The organism is Bacillus proteolyticus (assembly GCF_001884065.1).
Lineage (GTDB): Bacteria > Bacillota > Bacilli > Bacillales > Bacillaceae_G > Bacillus_A > Bacillus_A proteolyticus.
This window is the reverse complement of the sequence record NZ_MACH01000142.1, coordinates 193,674-208,441: the sequence shown is the minus strand read 5'-3', so window position 1 is coordinate 208,441 and position 14,768 is coordinate 193,674. Positions and strand designations below refer to the sequence as shown.

The 14,768-nt window shown below is 35.1% G+C and carries 17 protein-coding genes; 12 read left to right on the top strand and 5 right to left on the bottom strand.

The genetic code is table 11. The features are described from left to right. Positions 1-45: 45 nt before the first annotated feature. On the top strand, positions 46-837 hold the full coding sequence (locus tag BAQ49_RS26310) for a phosphotransferase (protein ID WP_071747693.1): 792 nt from the start codon (positions 46-48) through the stop codon (positions 835-837). A gap of 136 nt (positions 838-973) precedes the next feature. Here BAQ49_RS26310 and BAQ49_RS26305 read toward each other — a convergent pair whose 3' ends face one another. After that, positions 974-2,506, bottom strand: a complete 1,533-nt coding sequence (locus tag BAQ49_RS26305; RefSeq protein ID WP_071747692.1) for a BA3702 family sensor histidine kinase — start codon at positions 2,504-2,506, stop codon at positions 974-976. 235 nt (positions 2,507-2,741) lie between these two features. On the opposite strand from BAQ49_RS26305, the gene BAQ49_RS26295 reads away from it, so the two are divergent. Further along, the gene (locus tag BAQ49_RS26295) at positions 2,742-3,113 is read left to right on the top strand and encodes a VOC family protein (RefSeq protein WP_071747691.1); all 372 of its coding nucleotides are present in this window, start codon (positions 2,742-2,744) and stop codon (positions 3,111-3,113) included. Between the two features lie 20 nt (positions 3,114-3,133). Here BAQ49_RS26295 and BAQ49_RS26290 read toward each other — a convergent pair whose 3' ends face one another. Beyond that, positions 3,134-3,943, bottom strand: coding sequence for a YitT family protein (locus BAQ49_RS26290; protein WP_071747690.1), 810 nt, complete (start codon positions 3,941-3,943; stop codon positions 3,134-3,136). Between the two features lie 141 nt (positions 3,944-4,084). On the opposite strand from BAQ49_RS26290, the gene BAQ49_RS26285 reads away from it, so the two are divergent. From BAQ49_RS26285 to BAQ49_RS26275, 3 genes are read left to right on the top strand one after another with little or no spacing between them, the layout of a single operon-like run. Then, positions 4,085-4,888, top strand: a complete 804-nt coding sequence (locus tag BAQ49_RS26285; protein ID WP_071747689.1) for a protein phosphatase 2C domain-containing protein — start codon at positions 4,085-4,087, stop codon at positions 4,886-4,888. 15 nt (positions 4,889-4,903) lie between these two features. Further along, positions 4,904-5,356 carry a peptidoglycan recognition protein family protein gene (locus BAQ49_RS26280; RefSeq protein WP_071747688.1) on the top strand — a complete coding sequence of 151 codons (453 nt, stop codon included), beginning with the start codon at positions 4,904-4,906 and terminating at the stop codon, positions 5,354-5,356. A 17-nt stretch (positions 5,357-5,373) separates the two neighbouring features. Next, entirely contained in the window at positions 5,374-5,625 is a 252-nt protein-coding gene (locus BAQ49_RS26275; RefSeq protein ID WP_002066602.1) for a DUF2164 domain-containing protein, read from the top strand. Between the two features lie 22 nt (positions 5,626-5,647). Here BAQ49_RS26275 and BAQ49_RS26270 read toward each other — a convergent pair whose 3' ends face one another. Both BAQ49_RS26270 and BAQ49_RS26265 read right to left on the bottom strand, forming a co-directional pair. Then, entirely contained in the window at positions 5,648-5,851 is a 204-nt protein-coding gene (locus BAQ49_RS26270; protein ID WP_071747687.1) for a CsbD family protein, read from the bottom strand. 263 nt (positions 5,852-6,114) lie between these two features. Then, positions 6,115-6,927, bottom strand: a complete 813-nt coding sequence (locus tag BAQ49_RS26265; RefSeq protein ID WP_071747686.1) for a GNAT family N-acetyltransferase — start codon at positions 6,925-6,927, stop codon at positions 6,115-6,117. A 152-nt stretch (positions 6,928-7,079) separates the two neighbouring features. Between BAQ49_RS26265 and BAQ49_RS26260 the strand changes: the two genes are divergently transcribed. The 6 genes from BAQ49_RS26260 to BAQ49_RS26235 all read left to right on the top strand — a co-directional run bounded on the left by BAQ49_RS26260 (position 7,080) and on the right by BAQ49_RS26235 (position 13,629). After that, entirely contained in the window at positions 7,080-7,283 is a 204-nt protein-coding gene (locus BAQ49_RS26260; protein ID WP_012261408.1) for a hypothetical protein, read from the top strand. 458 nt (positions 7,284-7,741) lie between these two features. Next, positions 7,742-8,530, top strand: coding sequence for a helix-turn-helix domain-containing protein (locus BAQ49_RS26255; RefSeq protein ID WP_071747685.1), 789 nt, complete (start codon positions 7,742-7,744; stop codon positions 8,528-8,530). Positions 8,531-8,699: 169 nt separating this feature from the next. After that, complete coding sequence (locus BAQ49_RS26250; protein WP_071747684.1) at positions 8,700-10,313, top strand: long-chain fatty acid--CoA ligase; 1,614 nt, start codon at positions 8,700-8,702, stop codon at positions 10,311-10,313. A gap of 123 nt (positions 10,314-10,436) precedes the next feature. Beyond that, positions 10,437-11,012, top strand: a complete 576-nt coding sequence (locus BAQ49_RS26245; RefSeq protein WP_071747683.1) for a biotin transporter BioY — start codon at positions 10,437-10,439, stop codon at positions 11,010-11,012. Between the two features lie 63 nt (positions 11,013-11,075). Further along, positions 11,076-12,539 carry an acyl-CoA synthetase gene (locus BAQ49_RS26240; protein WP_071747682.1) on the top strand — a complete coding sequence of 488 codons (1,464 nt, stop codon included), beginning with the start codon at positions 11,076-11,078 and terminating at the stop codon, positions 12,537-12,539. After that, positions 12,532-13,629, top strand: coding sequence for an acetyl-CoA C-acyltransferase (locus BAQ49_RS26235; protein WP_071747681.1), 1,098 nt, complete (start codon positions 12,532-12,534; stop codon positions 13,627-13,629). Before BAQ49_RS26240 ends, BAQ49_RS26235 begins: the two co-directional genes overlap by 8 nt. Before the next feature lie 8 nt (positions 13,630-13,637). Here the strand turns inward: BAQ49_RS26235 and BAQ49_RS26230 are convergent, their stop codons facing one another. Beyond that, a complete protein-coding gene (locus BAQ49_RS26230) occupies positions 13,638-14,219 on the bottom strand; it encodes a DUF6434 domain-containing protein (RefSeq protein ID WP_071747680.1) in 582 nt (193 codons plus the stop codon). 104 nt (positions 14,220-14,323) lie between these two features. On the opposite strand from BAQ49_RS26230, the gene BAQ49_RS26225 reads away from it, so the two are divergent. Beyond that, positions 14,324-14,767, top strand: a complete 444-nt coding sequence (locus BAQ49_RS26225) for an NUDIX hydrolase (protein ID WP_071747679.1) — start codon at positions 14,324-14,326, stop codon at positions 14,765-14,767. The last annotated feature ends 1 nt before the right edge of the window (position 14,768 follow it).

Genomic DNA, 14,768 nt, shown 5'->3' with positions numbered 1-14,768 from the left:
GAGCAGGAGTGTGGATTTTTCTAATAATGAGGGGGAAACTATTAGATGGCAAACTACGAAAATGAAGAAATGCTAACGGGAGGGAATGTTTCAAACGTATATCGTTCGGAAGATACTGTTCGACGAGAATTAAAGAAAGGCAGTACGAAAATTCATAAGCTATTAAAACATTTGGAAAACAAAGGTTTTAGTTATGCACCAAAGTTTTTAGGTATTGATGATAAAGATAGAGAGATATTATCATTTATTGAAGGGAAAGCCGGTAATTATCCTTTAAAAGAGTACATGTGGTCTAATGATGTTTTAAAAGAAATAGCGAAGATGCTCCGTCTTTATCATGATGCTGTGAGTGATTTCCCGTTATCAGATGATTGGAAACCGATGGATAATACTCCAAATAAAATAGAGGTTGTATGCCATAATGATTTTGCAATATACAACATTATTTTTAATAACGAAAAACCAGTAGGTATTATTGATTTTGATGTTGCTGGTCCTGGACCAAGACTTTGGGACATAGCCTATACTCTTTACACTTGTGTCCCATTAAGTAGAGTTTATTATAAAGAAACAGGTGAGGCAGTTTATTATAGTTCATTACAGCATGCGGATCGTATAAAGCAAAGGGTTAAATTATTTTTTGAATCTTACGGTGGGGGTATGGAAGAAGATTATCTGGAGATGGTATTGCTACGATTAGAGGGATTATGTAAATACATGAAAAGAAAAGCACTAGAAGGCGATATGAACTTCCAAAAGATGATAGATGAAGGGCATCTTGAACATTATGAAAATGATATTCAGTTTATTCGTGAACATGGAAAAGAGTGGATTTAATAAAATAAATCGTTTACAAAAATAAAGCTCAGAGTCATATAGGGACTTTGAGCTTTTTAACGTATTAGTGTAGATGTTTTCCACAATAACCCAACTACTTATAACAGATGTCTTTTACTATATTAATGTAGCATAGTTAAGAGTTTGTTACAGGCTGGGCTGTAGCAATCGGTAATTGGATATCGACAGTTGTTCCTATGTTTAATTCACTGGAAATGAATAATTTACCGTGATGCTCTTGAATGATTTTATAGCACATCATTAAGCCGAGGCCAGTTCCTTTTTCTTTCAAGCTATAAAAAGGTTCGCCAAGACGAGCCATGCGCTCTTCAGGAATCCCACAACCTTCATCAATAATGCGTATTGAAACAAAATCATTTTCTAACGAAGCTGTTTGAATGAATATGTTACCACCATCAGGCATCGCCTCGATTGCGTTTTTTAATATGTTAATAAAAACTTGTTTTAATTGATTACTGTCACATTGAATGTCAGAAATATAATCGAAATGATCCATGATGATATGAACGCTATGCATAATTGCTGTTGGTAAAATAAAAGTTACAACTTCTTCAATTAATGCCTGTACGTTGCATGTATGAATAGATAACACTTGTGGTTTAGACATCGCCATAAATTGGCTTGTTATAGATTCCATTTGTGAAATTTCACTCAACATAACGTCCACATACCATTTATTTTCCTCATTTATTTCTGGATGCAATAATGTTAAAAATCCTTTTAATGAAGTGAGTGGGTTTCTAATTTCATGGGCAATTCCAGCTGTCAGTTGTCCTACTACTGCAAGCTTTTCGGATTTTCGTAATAACTTTTCAGTTTTTTTTAGTTCGGTAACGTCCCTTCCCATCACTATAAGACCTTTGCGTGAGCCATCAGGGTGGAAGAGTGGGACCTTTGAAATACTTAAAATTAGGTCGAAATCATCTCTATGTATAATAAATTCCTCTCCGTGAAGAATTTGTCCTTTTTGCCATGTTAGTTCATCAACTTCTTCACAATGCAAAAAAGCTTCCCGATACGCTTCGTTATATTGAATGAGTTCATTATCTCTTTTTCCATGATAAGGAACGTTATGGAAATTGAAACAAGAAAGTGCATAGTCATTCGCTTCAAGCCAGCGCCCTTCATGATCCTTAAAAATAACAAACGCAGGCATTGAATTCATTAATGTGCGTAATCGTTTCTCGCTCTCTTGTAATGTTTTCTCAATTCTTTCTGATTTTTCAAGGGGTTTCATAATGGCGTATACACCTGTTAAACGGTTTTCAACAAAAATAGGAACTAATTTTGTTACGACATCTAGTGAATATCCGTCTTTATGATAAATAGAGACGATATACTCTTTTTGATTGTCAGCTGCAGTATTTTTTATGTATTGTAGTACTTGATCAAAAATATGTGCTTCTAAAATAGAAGTGATTATTTTTCGCTCTAATTCGCTAGAAGTATAACCCAATATTCTTTCAGCAGCGGGGTTAATATGTAAAATAACTCCTTCTAAATTCAATGAAATAATACTATCAGGATTATGTTCAAAAAGAGATGCATACATTTCTGCTAAAGAACGATTTTGTATATGGTTTCGCAAGCGTCCAGATACGTTCGGATGACGCTTTTTTTGAGTAGATGAATATTTTTTACGACTCATAATATTTCCTCCGTACAACTAGCATCTAAAAAGATTAATCTAGTACTAACTATAATATAGGTGCAATGTGTATTTCTATAAAAAATGGAAATTATATAATAAATTTTCTTTTTTATTTTTAGTGTAAGGTAAAAAAAGGTGATAATAAGAGAATCTTATATTGCTTTATTAATTTTTTCTAAGTTACATGAATGTATTTTCGTTATAACATTAGAATAGAAGAGGGGGAAGGAATATGAAAAATTATATTCAAGGAATTGATCATGTACAAGTAGCCGCGCCCGTAGGATGTGAAGAAGAAGCACGAGAATTTTATGGTAATAAAATTGGTATGGAGGAAATCCCCAAACCAGAGGAATTAAAGAAGCGTGGTGGGTGTTGGTTTAAGTGTGGAAATCAAGAGATTCATATCGGAGTTGAACAAAACTTTAATCCAGCTAAAAAAGCGCATCCAGCTTTTTATGTTTTGAAAATTAATGAATTTAAACAAGAGTTAATAAAGCAAGGTGTTGAAATAATAGATGATAATGCACGACCAGATGTGATTAGATTTTACGTGTCAGATCCGTTTGGAAATCGAATTGAATTTATGGAAAATAAAAACTAGGTGGAGGTCCACCTAGTTTTTTACGCTTTTCTAAACAATCCTAATACTTCAACAGTCTCCGTAATATTAACGAATGCATGAGGATCAATTTCGGAAATCGTTAGTTTCATACTTGCTAACTCTTCACGAGAAACGACTGTCATAAGTACACGTTTTTTCTCGTTTGAATAAGCACCTTCACCATCCAGTAATGTAATTCCGCGTACTACAGTTGAAAGAAGCTTTTTTTTCATTTCTTCTGCTTGATTTGTTACAATCATAAGTGTAACTTTACGATGCTTCGTATGAACGGCATCAATTACTTTACCAGTTACATAAATTGAAAGTAAGCTTGTAAGGGCAACATCCCAAGTGAAGAAAAATCCTGCAATGACAACAACAACAGTATTTAATGCAATAAGGAATCCACCAAGTTTAATATCTCGCTTACGAGATAACAACATACCGATAATATCAAATCCACCAGTTGAACCATGGCAGTTAAAGACAAGACCAATACCAGCTCCGGCGATGACACCGCCAAATACAGATGATAAAAGTGGGTCTGTTGCCACGACTTTTACAGGAATATAATATAGTGCAACAGATAATACAATTACAGAGACAACTGTGTTAAAAATTACTTTTTTTCCAAGACCTATGTATCCTAAAATGAGGATAGGTAAGTTCAATACAAAGTTAATAATACCTGTGTTCACAGGGGTTGCAATTCCTAAAACAATAGCAATTCCGCCAATTCCACTACTTAAAATTTTATGGGGGATAAGGAAAAGATTAAAGGCAATTGCAATAATAATAGAACCAAAAATAACACCAAGAAATCTGACCATCTCTTTCCCGTCCTTCACTAAATAATCATATTATTTCAAGATTATATATGAAATTGAAAGTTTTGGGTAAAAACAGTTTATTTCGGGAAATCGGAGTAGTCTAAAAAGTTTGATTTTTTAAAAGTGGAAGGGGATACAAAAATGGAGATAATGACGTATCAACAGAAAAGCCCTTTAAAACAAGAATGTGAGGATTCATTTTTTTGTAATGAGCATAACATGATGTACGGTGTATGTGATGGCGCAACACCGCTTGTCCCGTTTCGTGATGAAAAGGGACATAATGGAGCATACATCGCTTCGCATTTATTTGTAAGTCATTTTACTTCATTACGGGAGATTAATAGTTTAAAAGTTGAAGTGGAAAAAGCGAATGCGTTATTACAGAACAAGATGCTAGACTATAAGGTTGATACGAGAAAAAAAGATCATTTGTGGTGTACATGTGTTGCGGCAGTTCGAATAGTTGACGAAAAACTGGAATATGCACAGCTAGGTGATTGTATGATTGTCGCAATCCTTCAAAATGGAACGATGCAAGTATTAACGAAAGATACAGTTCAAGGAATTAGTAAACGTGCAAAAAAGAAGAGAGAAGAGGATCGAAAAAAAGGTTTACCAGTCCCGGAAGAACAAATTTTTCAGGAGGTTCGGGAACAGTTGAAATACAATCGTTATCTTGCAAATATGCCAAATGGCTATTCAGTCGCAAATGGTATGAAGGAAGCGATGACCTATTTACAACATGGAGAATTACATGTAGCTGACGTAAGTGGGATCTTTATTTGTTCAGATGGATTGTTCCACCCAGAGTGGTCGTTAGAACAAACTGTAGCATATATAAGAAAGAATAGTATAAAAGAATATGTAGCAATCATTGAAGAGTTAGAAGGGGAAAATAGAATAAGACCAGATGATAAAACAGTTATTATGATTGATTTTTAAGAGGAGGACGTTCATATGGAAATTAAATGTGCAAATTTAACATTTCAAGATGAGTTAGTCCCTTTAGAAAAAGTAAATAAGCTTATTATCCACCATACGTCAGAAGATGGATGGGATGTGTATAAAACCCATGAATTTCATCAAAAAGTACGAGGATGGAGCGGTATTGGTTACAATTATTTTATTGAAGAAGATGGAACTGTAGTCGAAGGGCGAGGTTTACATATTGGAGCACATGCGAAAGATAATAATAGTGACACAATTGGAATATGTATGACGGGAAATTTTGATAAATATGATCCTACTACCCCGCAAATGAATTCATTATATTCTTTATGTAAAATGTTTATGAAGCAGTTTGCCATAGAGAAAGGAAATATACTCGGCCATAGGGAGTTAGAAGGGGTTACAAAAACTTGTCCAGGAAATCGCTTTTCTATGGTAGAGTTAAGAAAAGTATTATCTTAAATATAGAGGAGTAACGAATGATGATGAACATAAAAATACCAAATGATAAAAAAGAAGAGCTTGTAGCACAAATTCAGCAATTTTTCGTTGAAGAAGATTTAGATGAGATTGGACGTTTCCAAGCAGAACGTTTAATAGAAGAAATGATAAAGTTAGTAGGACCATTTGCATACAATCAAGCAATTGGAGATGCAAGAAAACTTGTAAGTGAGAAATTAACGAATATTGAAGAAGATTTATATGTGTTAGAGAAGAATGAGGGTAAATAAAAAAGAGCCAGATGGCTCTTTTTTATTTGTTTTCTTTATATTCATGTATTTTCTCTTTTATATTACCGACAGTATCTTTTGCATTACCTTTTACTTTATCCCATTTTCCTTCGGCTTGTAATTTTTTATTGTCAGTTACTTTCCCAACAACTTCTTTTACTTCGCCTTTTACCTTATCAATGGCACCTTCTACTTTTTCTTTTAAACCATAATCATGTTTAGTCATACATTTCTCCTCCTTGTAGTTTGAGTAGAATTCTCTTTTCATATTGCAAGTTGAATGATGTATCTAGTAATAGCGTAACAAATCTTGTTTGAATATTCAAATGATTGATGGGATAGAAAAGGAATTGTCATAAAGTGAAAATTTAATCAGTGGGGGTTTTGTTCATCCTCCACTGATTATCAGCCCTCACCAATCGGGCTTTTACGGGCAGCCCGACGAATAGTGGGATAAAATGTATAAGGTTGTAATAGAAAGAATGTTAATTACATGTCTTTTGCAGTCCATATCGATTTCGTATAAGCGATTTTCATATGGGCACGTTCCATATTATTTTGACTGCCGCTACCAAAGCGAGCTTGTCCAACTATTAAATTGCAATTGGATTCAACAGCGGTCTCAATCCGTTTTTGAATTAATGCAGTATGACAACCTTTACGTTGAAATTCTGGTAAAGTAGCAGAAGCAGCTAGTGAGGCGACACCTTTATTTATGTAGAGTACCCCTATACTAGCTGGAGTGTTTTGAACTTCGGCTATGAAAAAATGCCACCCAGGCTGATTGTAAAGAATTTCATTATTTCGACGAACGCCATCTTTTGTAAATGAAGGCATGTTAAAGCCCTGAACATAAATGTCTGCAAAAGTATGAAACTCATTTTCTTTCAGTTTGCGTACTGAAATGTTAGAAGGGGGGAGCGAAAAATCTTGTCCCGGTATACTATATAAAGCGGTATGGAAGCTAGATTGGTAAAAGTCTTTTTGAGATAAGTATTGAAATAGTTCAGTTGTGCCTTGAGCCGGTGTAATTTCAAAACGGCAAGGGATTTGTAGTGATTGATAATAAGAGATGATTTCATCTATCTCGTCTGTATTTGTAAATGCAATGCCCTTTACTGTGTTAAAAGTAGGACCAGCGATTATTTTTGATGAAAAGGCAGTAGCACTCCCAAACTTTTTCAATTGTACTTGCATTGGATTTTCTGACATCGCTTGTAATGCCTTTAATCTAGAAGATAGCATATCTATTTCTGCGTTTTCAATTTCTTGTGCTGCATTGAATGTCATAATAGTACTCATAAGATTCCTCCGTCAATTAATATAGTTCATAGTACATATACGATTTTCGTTCTGAGATTCCTGTTGAAATGTAAGAGAATAAGAGGTTTTTTGGAAGGGAAATGGAAGTTAACTGTCGAAGGGAGTGGAAACAGATTAAAGGTGGTGCTCTCATGAAACAGAAAGACGTGCAGACATGCTCTCATTGCGGTTCTCAAAACATAGGAGAAGGTGAGTTTATCGGTTATGCACAAATACGGAAAAAGGAGACGATGTTCACATCTTCACCAGTAGATGCTTATATTTGTACAGATTGCGGGAATATCCTTTCATTAAAGGTGCGGAATTATGAAAAGTTTAAGCAGAAGCCGTTATGATTGTTGAGAAGTGGTAATATAAAATGTCGTATACGAAACATATTACATTAAGTTAATTTAATAAAAGTGAAATTTTACATATATATGAGTACGCCTTAAAAAAAGAGATAAAAACATATACTGTATGAGATGCTCATCATTCATTACATGACACAGAAAAATATATAGAAGAAAAAGTAGTCATCTTAGAATGGTTCATAACGAAAACTCCTTTAAATGAATAAAGGAGTTTTTTGGGTTTTTTTATAACAATAATTACCTTTAATTGTTATAATTGGTTATTGAGAGGGGTTGTTTTATTAACGCCATAATCATAGAAGAAAAACAGCTAAAACGTATACAAAACCGCCATATAACATAATCGCAACCGTAAGTTGACAAAGTGCAACCGCAGGAAGATAGAAATAGGGGCAATGTTTACATACAATTTAGTTAAGAAAACAAGGGGGGACACACATATGGGATTTGGTGAGAAACTTTTTAAATTAAGAAAGGAAAAAGGCCTTTCTCAAGAAGCATTAGCTGAGAAATTAAACACGACAAGGCAAGCGGTTAGTAAATGGGAAAACGGTCAAGGTTTTCCAGAAACTGAAAAGCTAATAATGATTGGAAATGTATTTGAAGTATCGCTTGATTACTTATTAAAAGAAACTGCTGAGCAAAGTAATGAAAAGGAACATGGTTATTATGTAAGTAAGGAAATGGCAGAAGGGTATATAGTATATGGGCAAAAAATTTCTAAATATATCGCATTAGGGTTTAGTTTGCTTATTTTATCTACAATACCGTATTTATTATTTAAAGAAGATCCAACAATGTCTACATTCCTTATCATTATTATTGCTGTCCTTGGAATTGGAGCGATTATGGTACCTGTAACGATAGAAGAGAGTCGATACAATGTATTGAAAAAGGAAGAACTACTATTTGATCCAAACTTTTTAAAAGAATTGACAAAAAGATATGCGACTATTAAAAAGAAATATGCTGTAGTAGTAATTGTTGGACTTTGTTTCATAGCAGCGGGTGCAATACCATTTTTGTTTGAGAAAAAGCATATCACTTCAGGAGAGTTAGTACAATATTATCCCTACTGTGTTGTTCTTATTGCTATAGGTTTCTATCTTTTCGTTCGCGTTTTAGGAGTGTTAGAAACGTATAAAATTTTAGTTGAAAATGAAGAGTACAGTAATCGTTTCATTTTCAAATTAAAAAAGAAAGTAAGGAAAAAGGTAGATAGTTTTTAAATAGGAGAGAACCATGTTTTGTATCGTATGTATTCAAAACATGGTTCTTATTTATTAGAATTATTTCCAAAGAAATAATTCAGAAAATACAGAAAAATGTCGTAATTATTTGTAGAAGTCTGTTATAATGAACGAAATGAAAACGCTTTAAAGGGAGGATGTAAACAATATGATGATGAATGTACCTCTAACAATTAGTTCTATGATGGAAAGGGCAGAAAAACTATTCCCAAAGAAAGAAATCATTTCACGGACACATGATACAGTTACGACATTAACGTATAAGCAGCTAGGGGAAAGGACAAGAAGACTTTCAAGTGCGTTAAAAAAGCTCGGAATTAAAGAAGGCGAGCGCATAGGAACGTTAGCGTGGAATCATCATCGACATGTGGAGGCATATTTTGCTATTCCAGGTATTGCTTCTGTTTTACACACAATTAATATTCGTTTATCTCCTCAACATATTTCATACATTATTCAACATGCAGAAGATCGTATTTTACTTATTGATGAAGATCTTGTACCACTCATTGAGAATATTCAGTCTGAATTATCGACTGTACAAGCATATATTATTATGACTGATAAAGAGGAACTCCCAAAAACTACACTTCAACCTGTATATCATTATGAGAAACTTTTAGAAGAAGGCGACCCGGATTTCCAGTTTGCTAAAGATATTGATGAAAACACACCTGCTGGTATGTGTTATACGTCAGCGACTACAGGGAATCCAAAAGGTGTTGTTTATACACATCGCAGTACAGTGTTGCACTGTATGGCACTCGGATTAGCGGATACGACGGCTTTATCGGAAAGTGATGCAGCAATGGCTATTGTGCCAATGTTTCATGTGAACGCTTGGGGACTTCCTTTTGCGGCTACTTGGTTTGGGGCAAAACAAGTTCTTCCGGGACCGATGTTTACGCCGAAAATTTTATTAGAAATGATTCAAACTGAAAAAGTAACGATAGCTGCAGGTGTGCCGACAATTTGGCTTGGTGTTTTACAAGAGTTAGAAAATAATAGTTTCGATTTATCTAGTATAACGAGATTACTATGCGGAGGCGCAGCTGCACCGAAAAGTGTTATTAAAGCGTTTGAGCAAAAATATAATGTTCCTTTCGTACATGCATATGGAATGACTGAAACAAGTCCACTCGTAACGCTTGCACGTCTAAAAAGCTATGAAACAGATTTGGCGTATGAAGAACAACTTGAGATAAGATCGAAACAAGGATATCTTGTCCCTGGTGTAGAGATGAAAGTAGTCGGTACAAATGGGGAAGTGAAGTGGGACGGTACGGAGATGGGAGAACTATGTTTACGAGCGCCATGGATCGCTGCAAGCTATTATAACGATGATCGTACTGTCGAAGGTTTTCGAGATGGGTGGTTATATACAGGAGATGTCGTTACGGTTGACGAGGAAGGGTGCGTAAAGATTGTTGATCGTACGAAGGATGTTATTAAAAGCGGGGGAGAATGGATTTCCTCAGTTGACCTTGAAAATGCTCTAATGGCACATGACGCTATATTTGAAGCGGCTGTCGTTGCAATCCCACACCCGCAGTGGCAAGAGCGTCCAGTTGCCTGTGTTGTACAAAAGAAAAATAGTACTGTTACAAAAGAAGAACTATATGAATTTTTAAAACCACAGTTTGCGAAGTGGTGGTTACCAGACGATATTGTATTTATGGAGGAAATTCCGAAAACATCTGTTGGGAAGTTTTTAAAACAGGCGCTTCGGAAAGAACTTGAGCATTTGCATAAAGAGAAATAATTGAACTTATATTTGTTAACTTAAAATAAAATAAAGTTGACAAAAGGTGAATAGGAAGATAATATAACCCCTATAATATGTTATCTGAAATGGATTTTAAGTTTACAAATAGGAGAAGCAAATATGAATACAAAAAACTTAGTTTTCGTCGCTTTATTTAGTTCTATTATGGGAGTGTTAGGGTTAATACCTCCGATTGCTCTTTCTATTACACCTGTTCCTATTACATTGCAATCGCTTGGAGTCATGCTTGCAGGTGGATTGCTAGGATCACGTCTAGGTGCACTAAGTCAGCTTATTTTCTTACTTATTGTAGGAGTTGGAGCACCACTACTTGCAGGTGGACGCGGGGGGCCTGGCGTATTTGTTGGGCCAAGTGCAGGATATTTACTTGGTTATATTGCAGGAGCATTTGTAATTGGTTATTTAATTGAACGTTTACGTGAAGTTTCTATTATAAAAGTATTATGCATTAATATAATTGGTGGTATTTTCGTAGTTTATGTATTTGGTATCATTGTACAAGCTTTCGTAATGGATATTTCCGTATGGGAAACGATGAAAGTGAGTGTTGTATTTTTACCAGGTGATTGCATAAAAGCGATTATAGCAGCAATTCTTGTGACAAGGTTACATCGTTCATTGAAACATATTATTACGCCCGCTTTGAAGAATAGAAAATATACAAATGCGGGATAAGAGAGAAGAAACACGCTAATTGCGTGTTTCTTTTTATTATTTTGTAAAGAAAGGACGTCTCATATGGGGATTACAAAAGAATATAAACAGCATGCCTCTTTACAACCGAATAAAATAGCGATAAAGGAAAATGATAGAGTATTAACATATAAAGAGTGGTTTAATTCAGTTTGTAAAGTAACAAACTGGTTGCGCGCAACAGAATCGAAGAATAAAACTATAGCAATTGTACTAGAAAATCGTATAGAATTTTTACAACTATTTGCTGGTGCTGCTATGGCTGGATGGATTTGTGTACCATTAGATATAAAATGGAAGCAGGGTGAGCTAAAGGAAAGGCTAGCCATCAGTAATCCAGATATGATGGTGACAGAACGGTACAAGTTAAATGATATATCGGATGAAGAAGGAAGAGTAATTGAAATTGATGAATGGAAAATAATGATAGAGAATTATCCAACTACCAATCCACCTTTAGAAAATGTAGAAAATGCTCCTTTTTATATGGGATTTACATCAGGATCGACAGGGAAGGCGAAGGCATTTTTACGTGGACAACAATCGTGGGTTCATAGTTTTGAGTGTAATGTACATGACTTTCATATGAAAAAGAAAGATTCTATTTTAATAGCTGGGACGTTTGTTCATTCTTTGTTCTTATATGGAGCAATAAGTGCATTGTATTTAGGGCAAACCGTACATATTATGAGAAAATTCATTCCAAATCAAGTGTTGGCTAAGTTAGAAACTGAAAATATTTCGGTCATGTATAATGTACCGACGATGCTTGAGTCTTTATATAAAGAAAATAGAGTAATAGAAAATGAAATGAAAATTATTTCGTCAGGAGCGAAATGGGAAGCTGAAGCGAAAGAAAAGGTGAAGAATATGTTACCTTATGCAAAAAGATATGAGTTTTATGGTGCGTCTGAGCTAAGCTTTGTAACAGCATTGGTCGATGAAGAGAGTGAAAGAAAACCGAATTCAGTAGGGAAACCTTGTCATAATGTACAAGTTCGAATATGTAATGAAGTAGGAGAAGAAGTACAGACAGGCGAGATAGGAACTGTGTATGTGAAAAGTGATCAGTTTTTTATAGGATACATAATAGATGGTGTTTTAGCTCAAAAGTTGACTGCAGATGGCTGGATGACAGTGCAAGATGTAGGCTATCAAGATGAAGAAGGCTTTATATATATTGTTGGAAGAGAGAAGAATATGATTTTATTTGGAGGAATCAATATTTATCCAGAAGAAATAGAGAGTGTGCTACAGACACATCCAGCTGTTGATGAAATAGTTGTAGTTGGTGTAGAGGATAGTTATTGGGGTGAAAAGCTTGTCGCTATCGTAAAAGGAAGTGCTACAAAGCAACAATTGAAGAGTTTTTGCTTACAACGATTATCATCTTTTAAAATACCGAAAGAATGGCACTTTGTTGATGAAATACCTTATACAAATAGCGGGAAGATTGCTCGTATCGAAGCAAAAAGTATGATTGAAAACCGGGAAAAGATATATGAATAGGGCGGTTATTGTAGAAGCGAAAAGAACACCTATTGGTAAAAAAAACGGGATGTTGAAAGATTATGAAGTTCAGCAATTAGCAGCACCACTTCTTACGTTTCTAAGCAAAGGAATTGAGAGAGAAATAGATGATGTCATATTAGGAAATGTCGTTGGACCAGGAGGTAACGTTGCAAGATTATCTGCTTTAGAAACAGGGCTCGGTTATCATATACCTGGTGTAACGATTGATCGGCAATGTGGTGCAGGATTAGAAGCCATTCGTACTGCGTGTCATTATATCGGGGGCGGGGCAGGTAATTGTTATATCGCTGGGGGAGTAGAGAGTACAAGTACGTCACCTTTTCAAAATAGAGCACGGTTTTCGCCTGAAATAATTGGGGATCCAGATATGGGATTAGCCGCTGAGTATGTTGCAGAGCAGTATAATATAACGAGAGAAATACAAGATGAATATGCTTGTCTTAGCTATAAAAGAACGCTGCAAGCATTAGAAAAAGGATATATACAAGAAGAGATATTACCTCATTATTTTAATGGATTATTAGATGAATCTATAAAGCGAGAAATGAATTATGAAAGAATGATTAAGAGAACGAAACCTGTATTTTTACAAAATGGAACGGTAACAGCAGGAAATTCGTGTGGTGTAAATGACGGGGCATGTGCTGTTCTTGTAATGGAAGAGGGGCAAGCCCGGAAATTAGGATACAAGCCTGTTCTTCGTTTCGTTCGCAGTGCTGTAGTTGGAGTGGATCCAAACCTTCCAGGAACTGGTCCGATATTTGCAGTGAATAAATTATTAAATGAAATGAATTTAAAAGTAGAGGATATAGATTATTTTGAAATAAATGAAGCATTTGCTTCAAAAATTGTGGCATGTGCAAAGGAGTTACAAATTCCGTACGAAAAATTAAATGTAAATGGTGGTGCAATTGCGCTCGGGCATCCGTACGGTGCGTCTGGAGCTATGCTTGTAACGCGCTTGTTTTATCAGGCTAAAAGAGAGTATATGAAATATGGAGTTGCGACATTAGGAATTGGGGGCGGGATAGGGCTTGCTCTATTATTTGAAAAAATAGAAGACTAGCTCCTAAACTAGTTTTCTATTTTTTGAGGAGTATAAACATTGCTACCAGGTTTTGCTTTTATTTCATTCCAAGCAGCGATAGCATCAGCTTTTGATTTTCCTTTGTTATTTGGATCTTCGAAAAAGTCACGAGTAAAGCGATTGTATTCAAACTGCGCGCTGATAGTAGTTTTGTATGTAGGATCTTTTTTTCGTTCGTTTTCTTCATACCAAAACGTTATCGCGTCTTCATATGTTTTTCCAACATTCGCTTTAAAAAACTTTTGAAGAGCTACTGTAAAGCGGAAGTTTGCTCCGATTTTTTCTTTGAAAAAAGCACGAACATCTTCGCTACAGCGGTGATTGTTAGTAATAACAGTTTGAAGGGAAAGGTCTTTATAGGATAGGGAGGCTTTACTCACCTTTTGACCGGAGCTGTTTTTTAATATTTTACCAGTAGTTAAATAATGGGAGATACGCTCGGTTATTTCGATCTTAGAGCCACTAGCTGGAAAATCATGTTCACGACAAAATGTTTGCAGTTCTGCTTTTAACCAATAATAGTTTTGGAAATCTTCAAGTGATATAGACTTTGTTAAAGGCGGACGCATGAATGTAACAACTTCTTTCTTCCATAATTTTCTTTAATTATAAAACGTACGTTCTTTTTGTGGAAGGATTAATTTGTAAATATAATGGGAAGAGGAGATTACATATGGAAAATGTAATGCAAGTTCGTGTTACCGGAATTTTAACTGAAGATGAAAAGGTGTTACTAGTAAAGCAAAAAATTGCTAATCGGAATTGGTCTTTACCTGGAGGAAGGGTAGAGAACGGTGAAATGTTAGAAGCAGCGATAATTCGAGAAATGAGAGAAGAAACAGGGTTAGAAGTTAAAATTAAGAAGCTGCTCTATGTTTGTGATAAACCAGATGCTAGCCCATCTTTATTGCATATTACGTTTCTGCTTGAAAGGATTACAGGGGAAATTACGTTACCATCAAATGAATTTGATCATAATCCAATTCAAGATGTGCAAATGGTACCGATCAAAGAATTGAGTAGATATGGTTTTTCTGAGAAGTTCATTAAACTTGCATCTGAAAAGTTCTTGAACGCAGGAAGTTACCAAGGATTAAAACAAAATATTGGTTTGTAAA

What these genes read in the sequence shown, in the direction of transcription:
- BAQ49_RS26310 (WP_071747693.1), top strand. Translation starts at nt 46, where the DNA reads ATGGCAAACTACGAAAATGAAGAAATGCTAACGGGAGGGAATGTTTCA.
- BAQ49_RS26305 (WP_071747692.1), bottom strand. Translation starts at nt 2,506, where the DNA reads ATGAGTCGTAAAAAATATTCATCTACTCAAAAAAAGCGTCATCCGAAC.
- BAQ49_RS26295 (WP_071747691.1), top strand. Translation starts at nt 2,742, where the DNA reads ATGAAAAATTATATTCAAGGAATTGATCATGTACAAGTAGCCGCGCCC.
- BAQ49_RS26290 (WP_071747690.1), bottom strand. Translation starts at nt 3,943, where the DNA reads ATGGTCAGATTTCTTGGTGTTATTTTTGGTTCTATTATTATTGCAATT.
- BAQ49_RS26285 (WP_071747689.1), top strand. Translation starts at nt 4,085, where the DNA reads ATGGAGATAATGACGTATCAACAGAAAAGCCCTTTAAAACAAGAATGT.
- BAQ49_RS26280 (WP_071747688.1), top strand. Translation starts at nt 4,904, where the DNA reads ATGGAAATTAAATGTGCAAATTTAACATTTCAAGATGAGTTAGTCCCT.
- BAQ49_RS26275 (WP_002066602.1), top strand. Translation starts at nt 5,374, where the DNA reads ATGATGATGAACATAAAAATACCAAATGATAAAAAAGAAGAGCTTGTA.
- BAQ49_RS26270 (WP_071747687.1), bottom strand. Translation starts at nt 5,851, where the DNA reads ATGACTAAACATGATTATGGTTTAAAAGAAAAAGTAGAAGGTGCCATT.
- BAQ49_RS26265 (WP_071747686.1), bottom strand. Translation starts at nt 6,927, where the DNA reads ATGAGTACTATTATGACATTCAATGCAGCACAAGAAATTGAAAACGCA.
- BAQ49_RS26260 (WP_012261408.1), top strand. Translation starts at nt 7,080, where the DNA reads ATGAAACAGAAAGACGTGCAGACATGCTCTCATTGCGGTTCTCAAAAC.
- BAQ49_RS26255 (WP_071747685.1), top strand. Translation starts at nt 7,742, where the DNA reads ATGGGATTTGGTGAGAAACTTTTTAAATTAAGAAAGGAAAAAGGCCTT.
- BAQ49_RS26250 (WP_071747684.1), top strand. Translation starts at nt 8,700, where the DNA reads ATGATGATGAATGTACCTCTAACAATTAGTTCTATGATGGAAAGGGCA.
- BAQ49_RS26245 (WP_071747683.1), top strand. Translation starts at nt 10,437, where the DNA reads ATGAATACAAAAAACTTAGTTTTCGTCGCTTTATTTAGTTCTATTATG.
- BAQ49_RS26240 (WP_071747682.1), top strand. Translation starts at nt 11,076, where the DNA reads ATGGGGATTACAAAAGAATATAAACAGCATGCCTCTTTACAACCGAAT.
- BAQ49_RS26235 (WP_071747681.1), top strand. Translation starts at nt 12,532, where the DNA reads ATGAATAGGGCGGTTATTGTAGAAGCGAAAAGAACACCTATTGGTAAA.
- BAQ49_RS26230 (WP_071747680.1), bottom strand. Translation starts at nt 14,219, where the DNA reads ATGCGTCCGCCTTTAACAAAGTCTATATCACTTGAAGATTTCCAAAAC.
- BAQ49_RS26225 (WP_071747679.1), top strand. Translation starts at nt 14,324, where the DNA reads ATGGAAAATGTAATGCAAGTTCGTGTTACCGGAATTTTAACTGAAGAT.